7 protein-coding genes and 1 tRNA gene are annotated in these 6,228 nt (G+C 51.3%); 5 read left to right on the top strand and 3 right to left on the bottom strand.

Annotated elements, in window-relative coordinates; all coding sequences use genetic code 11:
- The 3 genes from AC2215_RS20845 to AC2215_RS20835 form a co-directional block, all read left to right on the top strand.
- A partial coding sequence (locus AC2215_RS20845) for a WecB/TagA/CpsF family glycosyltransferase (RefSeq protein ID WP_486811932.1) occupies positions 1-195 on the top strand: 195 nt, incomplete at its 5' end.
- A 194-nt stretch (positions 196-389) separates the two neighbouring features.
- Positions 390-1,454, top strand: coding sequence for a nitrilase-related carbon-nitrogen hydrolase (locus tag AC2215_RS20840; RefSeq protein ID WP_486811931.1), 1,065 nt, complete (start codon positions 390-392; stop codon positions 1,452-1,454).
- 528 nt (positions 1,455-1,982) lie between these two features.
- Positions 1,983-2,738, top strand: coding sequence for an HAD family hydrolase (locus AC2215_RS20835; RefSeq protein ID WP_486811934.1), 756 nt, complete (start codon positions 1,983-1,985; stop codon positions 2,736-2,738).
- 101 nt (positions 2,739-2,839) lie between these two features.
- Here the strand turns inward: AC2215_RS20835 and psbX are convergent, their stop codons facing one another.
- The gene (gene psbX, locus AC2215_RS20830) at positions 2,840-2,968 is read right to left on the bottom strand and encodes a photosystem II reaction center protein PsbX (RefSeq protein WP_486811930.1); all 129 of its coding nucleotides are present in this window, start codon (positions 2,966-2,968) and stop codon (positions 2,840-2,842) included.
- Positions 2,969-3,161: 193 nt separating this feature from the next.
- Between psbX and AC2215_RS20825 the strand changes: the two genes are divergently transcribed.
- A complete protein-coding gene (locus tag AC2215_RS20825) occupies positions 3,162-3,449 on the top strand; it encodes a YggT family protein (RefSeq protein WP_486811929.1) in 288 nt (95 codons plus the stop codon).
- Positions 3,450-3,632: 183 nt separating this feature from the next.
- Here AC2215_RS20825 and accC read toward each other — a convergent pair whose 3' ends face one another.
- Positions 3,633-4,982 (bottom strand): acetyl-CoA carboxylase biotin carboxylase subunit, encoded by a 1,350-nt coding sequence (gene accC / locus AC2215_RS20820; RefSeq protein ID WP_486811928.1) that lies wholly within the window; start codon positions 4,980-4,982, stop codon positions 3,633-3,635.
- A 200-nt stretch (positions 4,983-5,182) separates the two neighbouring features.
- On the opposite strand from accC, the gene AC2215_RS20815 reads away from it, so the two are divergent.
- Positions 5,183-5,264, top strand: a tRNA-Leu gene (locus tag AC2215_RS20815).
- 255 nt (positions 5,265-5,519) lie between these two features.
- On the opposite strand, the gene AC2215_RS20810 is transcribed toward AC2215_RS20815, so the two are convergent.
- A complete protein-coding gene (locus AC2215_RS20810; RefSeq protein ID WP_486811927.1) occupies positions 5,520-6,167 on the bottom strand; it encodes a class I SAM-dependent methyltransferase in 648 nt (215 codons plus the stop codon).
- Positions 6,168-6,228: the final 61 nt, after the last annotated feature.

Below are 6,228 nucleotides of genomic sequence, written 5' to 3'. Positions count from 1 at the left end.
TGGATGAGCGAGTTGGGTCTGGAGTGGGCTTACCGGTTGGCGAGCGAACCCCAGCGGTTGTGGAAGCGTTACTTGCTCGAAGATTTGCCCATCTTTGGATTGTTGCTCCAGCAGAAGTTGGGATTGTATCAAGCGCCTTTGGCGGCTCCTATGCAAGCTCCTATGCAAGCTCCTTTGGCGACTCAAGCCGGTTAATTGACCGATCGCATGCAAAGCATTTACCGAACTGACCTTGAGCCGAACATCCGCAACCATCAAAGCTAAAGACAGACTCAACGTTTGAGATCGCCGAGAGTTAATAGAATCAGGGTGAAACTCTCCTCGTTAACGCTAAAATATCTTGATTCACTCGCAATGCGCATCAGTCGCGATCGTCAAACCGGGTCCCAATGGACGAGACTTCCTACCCTCAAACATCTACCCATACTGCCAACGTCACACACACATTTACCGCACTGGCTCTGCAACTGAAATGCCAGGGGGTGAATCGAGCCAGAAACCGAGAAGAAGCGCGATCGACGATTCGCAAGACGATCGAATCCCTGAGTCCGCAACTGGCTGCTGCCCGAGCTTTTATTGGAGACGACTGTCGATTGGTGCTGCTACCGGAGCATTGGCTGGCGGGGTTTCCCATCCACGAATCCTTTACCGAATGGGTCGACAAAGCCTGTTTGGCGATGGACGACCCCCTCTACGAGGCATTAGGAGCGATCGCTCGAGAGCAGAATATTTTTCTGGCGGGGGATGCCTACGAACTCGACCCGAATTTCCCCCGGCTGTACTTTCAAACCTGCTTTGCGTTCGATCCGTCTGGGGAGATGGTTTTGCGCTATCGGCGCATCAATTCCACCTTGACGCCAACGCCCCACGATGTCTGGGATGCGTATCTGGAACAGTATGGTATTGAGGGGGTGTTTCCAGTAGCCGAAACCGAGATTGGCAATTTGGCGATTCTTCCGGCTGATGAAATTCTGTTTCCCGAGGTGGCGCGATGCCTGACGTTGCGCGGGGCGGAAATTCTCCTGCATCCCACGTCGGAAGTCTCTGGGGATGTGGCTCTGGAGGCGGCAAAAATTGCTCGAGCAGTGGAAAATAGCGTCTATCTGGTGTCTTCTAATACGGCCGGAATTGCCAATACTCCCATTCCCGAGGCTTCGGTGGATGGGGGTTCTAAGATTGTCGATTATCGAGGATTGGTTGTAGCGCAAACTGGTTCCGGGGAGAGTATGGCGGCCTATGGGGAAATTGACCTGGCTGCATTGCGCCGCTATCGACGTCGTCCCGGCTCGAAAAATCTCCTCTCTCGCCAACGGGTGGAGGTGTATGCCGAGTTGTATCGTCAGTCATCTATTTATCCGGCGAATACGATGTTGGAGGGGAAGATAGAACGAAGTCACTTTCGCCAACATCAACAGGTGGCGATAGAACGGATGAGGAATTTGGGGATGATTTGAGGTTTCTATTGCCTTGGGCGAGCAGGGGGTGAATCGATCCAGAAATTGAGAAGAAGCGAGATCGATTATTGACTCGCTCATCACAATCAAGGTAGTAGTCTGTCAAGATGCAAAAAAAGACTAATTTGGATGGGGAGACACTCGAGAAAGTTATCCCTCAAAACTAAACTGGCACAGTAGTCGGAAAAACCTTTATATATTAAGGGTTTCAGGCATTTACGAGCGGCGTTGTGAATAACTAGAGTTTAGACAAAATCTCGCTCGAACCGGCTACAAGCCTTACAGGGTAAGCGTTTTATTTTTTCGAGCGTCTCCTCACTCGTTCAACTCTCAAATCGTCTCGGAATAAGGGTTTGACGGTTTGAGCCATTAAATTTGTCTAAACTCCAATGAATAATCCAGGCTAAGCTTCTGAGAAATACCCGAAGCCTCCGAAACCCTCCGAAGCTTCCAAAAAGCCTCCAAAACCTCTCCCAAATACCCGACTCGAGGTACGATCGGGACTTGAACTTATCGCGGATGGGAGTGATGCTGCGGGCTTTAATTTTTGATGTAGATGGAACCCTCGCGGAAACGGAACGAGATGGTCACCGCATTGCTTTCAATTGGAGTTTTGCCGAAGCGGGACTGGACTGGAATTGGTCGAGCGAGCTATATGGGGAGTTGCTGGCGGTGTCGGGGGGGAAGGAACGGATTCGATATTATCTCGATCGATATCGACCCGATTTCCAAACATCCCTTCAACCCCCGATCGATTTAGATACGTTTATCGTCAACCTCCACGCCGCCAAAACTCAGCATTACCGGAACTTACTCGATCGAGGGGCGATTCCGTTGCGGTGGGGGGTGCGGCGACTGATTGACGAAGCCCGCAACGGGGGCATACGATTGGCGATCGCTACCACCAGTGCTTTACCTAATGCCATGGCACTGCTCGATCGCACCCTCGATCCAGCTTGGTTTGAAGTCATCGCCGCGGGAGATATCGTTCCGAAGAAAAAACCCGCACCGGATATTTACTATTACGTCCTCAACCAGATGCAACTTGCACCTGAGGAGTGTTTGGTTTTTGAGGATTCCCATCACGGCTTGCAGGCAGCAGCCCAGGCTGGGTTAAAAACCATAGTCACATACAACAATTACACTCAAACTCAAGATTTTTCCGAGGCGGTACTGGTGCTGAATCACCTCGGAGAACCCGATCGACCTTTTACGGTTCGGGCGGGAGATGCGGGCGATTGTCGTTACTTCGATCTGGCGTTAGCCATCCGTCTGGGGGTATAAATAGGGTTTTGGGTTCGAGATGAAGAGGATGAAAAATGTGAGGTGAGTTTCTAGGCGGTGAAGTCCGCATCCGGACTTCACGCAAACTCGAACGAGTCTTCCTAGCGCCGAAGCTTGTCCTGCTGGCTGATAAAAATCAGACCGACTGTAGCTGGGATAACGACAATAACCGTACCGGCTAGCAGACTGTAGAAAAAGTTCGTTAAAGAAGGTGTAAGAGCTGCTAACAAGCTGTAACAGTTGGTTAAATCGGGTGTCATAATTGGTTTTCTTTCAATCCCTAAATGATTCTTTAGATAATTTTAACGATGAGCTGCACGCTTGAGAAGTCGATCGGGAGATTCAATGGGAGAGATCCGACGAAACTTCCACCCACCAACCCTTAGAATAAAGATGAAATTCAGTTACAAAGCTTCATAAACCATGAGTACTCTAATAATTTCCACTTGGACTCTGGGCATATTTTTTACCTTAATGACCCTGCTATTCATCTTCCGCATCGTCCTGACTTGGTATCCTCAGGCAGAGTTGAGTCGATTGCCCTTCAGTTTGGTCGCTTTCCCCACCGAACCGTTTTTAGCTCCCACCCGCAAACTCGTTCCTCCCATTGGCGGCGTGGATATTTCCCCCATCATCTGGGTGGGCATTTTTAGCTTGCTGCGCGAAGTTCTTTTGGGTCAGCAAGGTTTGTTAACGCTGATGATGCATTAGTTTGGAGCATCGGAAACTTGTGGTGAATGGAAGGCTTCCGGGGCCGCAGAGGTCTGGGAAAAGTCGACCGTACGGAGTGGGAGTATCTTGCTCCCGTTTCTGCTAATCTCCCCCTTTCATCACCCCATCACTCCATCACTGCGTCTTCCCAATTCCCAATTCCCAATTCCCAATTCACTTCCCTCACGAATTCGCCATCATTTTCTCGACGAAATTGGTATAGACATCACCCCGAAGAAAGTCGGGATTTTCCAAAATTTTCTGGTGGAAGCCGATGGTGGTGGGAACACCGGTAATGGCGAATTCCCGTAACGCTCGCTTCATTCGGGCGATCGCGCTAGCCCGGTCGGGGGCCCAGACGATGAGCTTGCCAATCAGGGAGTCGTAGTAGGGGGGAATATCGTAGTCGGTGTAGACGTGGGAGTCCATGCGCACCCCAATCCCACCTGGGGGTAAGTAGCCGTTGATACGACCGGGGTGGGGGGCAAAGTTACGATCGGGATCTTCGGCATTAATCCGGCATTCGATGGCGTGTCCTCGAAGTTGAACTTCATTTTGGGTAAAGGGCAATTTCTCCCCTTGGGCGATCCGAATTTGGTGGGCGATTAAGTCCAATCCGGCGATGGTTTCGGTGACGGGATGCTCGACCTGAATCCGGGTATTCATTTCCATAAAATAGAAATTCCCAGTGCGATCGAGCAAAAACTCTACCGTCCCGGCCCCAACATAATTAATGGATTTTGCCACCTTCACCGCTGCTTTCCCCATTTTTTCCCGCAGTTTCGGAGATAGGGCCGGGCTGGGGGCTTCTTCGAGCAATTTTTGATGGCGGCGCTGGATCGAGCAGTCCCGTTCCCCCAGATGGACGGCGTTGCCGTAGCTGTCGGCGAGAATCTGAAACTCGATGTGGCGGGGGCGATCGATAAATTTTTCCAGATAGACCCCTGGATTGCCGAAGGCTGCTTCTGCTTCCCCTTGCGCCGATCGAAAGAGTTTGGGCAGTTCGCTTTCTTGATGCACTAACCGCATCCCCCGGCCCCCTCCCCCTGCCGTGGCTTTAATCATCACCGGGTAGCCAATTTCATCGGCGAGGGGAATAGCATCTTCTTCGTTTTGAATCAATCCCTCGCTGCCGGGAACCGTCGGCACGCCAATGCGCTTCATGGTTTCCCGTGCCGTCGATTTATCCCCCATTTTCAACATCGCTTCGGGGGTCGGTCCGATAAATTCAATCTGGTGATCGGCGCACATTTCCGCAAATCGGGCGTTTTCGGCAAGGAAGCCATAGCCCGGATGGATGGCGTTGGCGTTGTGGGTGAGGGCTGCCGAAATGATATTGGGAATATTCAGGTAGCTTTTACTACTGGGGGGTTCGCCAATGCACACCGCTTCATCGGCTAATTGTACGTGCAGGGCGTGCCGATCGATGGTGGAGTGAACCGCAACGGTGGCAATCCCCATCTCCTCGCACGTTCGGAGAATCCGCAGGGCGATTTCTCCTCGGTTGGCAATCAAAATTTTGGAAAACGGCATTTTCGGACTCTTACGAGGATACTGGGGAATTTTCTGGGGGAAACTGAAAACCCCCGTCATTTATAGGGGAGAGTCTCAAGTAACAGGTCGGTCGCTATCCCCTTTGACCTTAAAACTTTGCAACTTTTAGAGATTTGATAGCTTCAAAGGTCACCATTATGCTAAATTACCATAAGACAGCGATCCGACGCGCGCTTAACGCGGATGTGGTGGAATCGGTAGACACGCACGCTTGAGGGGCGTGTGGAGCAATCCTTGCGAGTTCGAGTCTCGCCATCCGCATCGTTAAATCGAAAACCCCAGAATTTCTATCAGAGGTTCTGGGGTTTTGTATTATTTGCAGGTTTTTAACTGCGATTGAGGTGGAGACGCTCCGGACGTGGCGATCTCAAATCCGGTTGACTAACCATAATTCTGGTGGATGTGAGCGGGCAATCGCGGTGGGAGAAAGTGACTCGTGGGGTTTGTATATTATGGCTAATTACCCAGATCTGATATGAGATGGAGAATCGTTTTGACTGACCCATTGTTAATTGTTCATTGTTCATTAACAAAGATCGTCAGCAAGACCGAACTGATGAGATACTGATGCTGGAGTACCGGTAGTCCTGCGTCTCGTCCCAGACGATCGCGGGCTGAATGACCGTAAAGGGTAACCCCTCCTGGAGTTAGGGAAATTTTAACCGAATCCGGACCGTAGCGAGAGGGGGCAGCATCAACCCAATGAAAGCGCCCTCCCGGCTTCAAAACCCGCTGGATTTCCGAGAAAACCGCTTCGGGTCTGGGGTAATGCAGGAAGCTGACGGTACTGAAAACCCCATCGAATTCCCCAGCATTGAAGGGTAGCGACTCCGCAGAACCGCTAACGTAAGTCAGCCGAGAACCGTAACGGTTGCGCTGTCGGGCCTGGTTGAGCATCTCGGTCGAAAAATCTAAACCCGTTCCTTGGAGTTGTGGCATCGCTTCGGCAAGGCGGGAGAGCAAGCGCCCGGTACCGCAACCTAAATCGAGAACGCGGGGATTTTCGGGCAGTTCGACGTACTCGAGCAGGCGCTGGTGTAGGGCTTGGTAAAAGACTGAGGGCAACAGCAAATCGTAGGTTTTCGCCCACACATCAAAGACTTGCTCTTTGTTTAATCCGAAGGAAAATTGGCTTAGGGGACAGTTGGGGGATATAGGGGACATGGGGTGTATTGCAAGGAGTTAGATTCACGCTCGCCGATCGAATGTGAGTTCGGGTGATTCA

The sequence above is a fragment of the Zarconia sp. genome, from assembly GCF_057467645.1.
The sequence above is the reverse complement of the archived record's forward strand: the minus strand, read 5'-3'. Positions and strand labels throughout refer to the sequence as shown.

Bases quoted from the DNA above. Each gene is read 5' to 3' on its own strand.
- AC2215_RS20840 (WP_486811931.1), top strand. From the start codon at position 390: ATGGACGAGACTTCCTACCCTCAAACATCTACCCATACTGCCAACGTC.
- AC2215_RS20835 (WP_486811934.1), top strand. From the start codon at position 1,983: ATGCTGCGGGCTTTAATTTTTGATGTAGATGGAACCCTCGCGGAAACG.
- AC2215_RS20825 (WP_486811929.1), top strand. From the start codon at position 3,162: ATGAGTACTCTAATAATTTCCACTTGGACTCTGGGCATATTTTTTACC.
- accC (WP_486811928.1), bottom strand. From the start codon at position 4,982: ATGCCGTTTTCCAAAATTTTGATTGCCAACCGAGGAGAAATCGCCCTG.
- AC2215_RS20810 (WP_486811927.1), bottom strand. From the start codon at position 6,167: ATGTCCCCTATATCCCCCAACTGTCCCCTAAGCCAATTTTCCTTCGGA.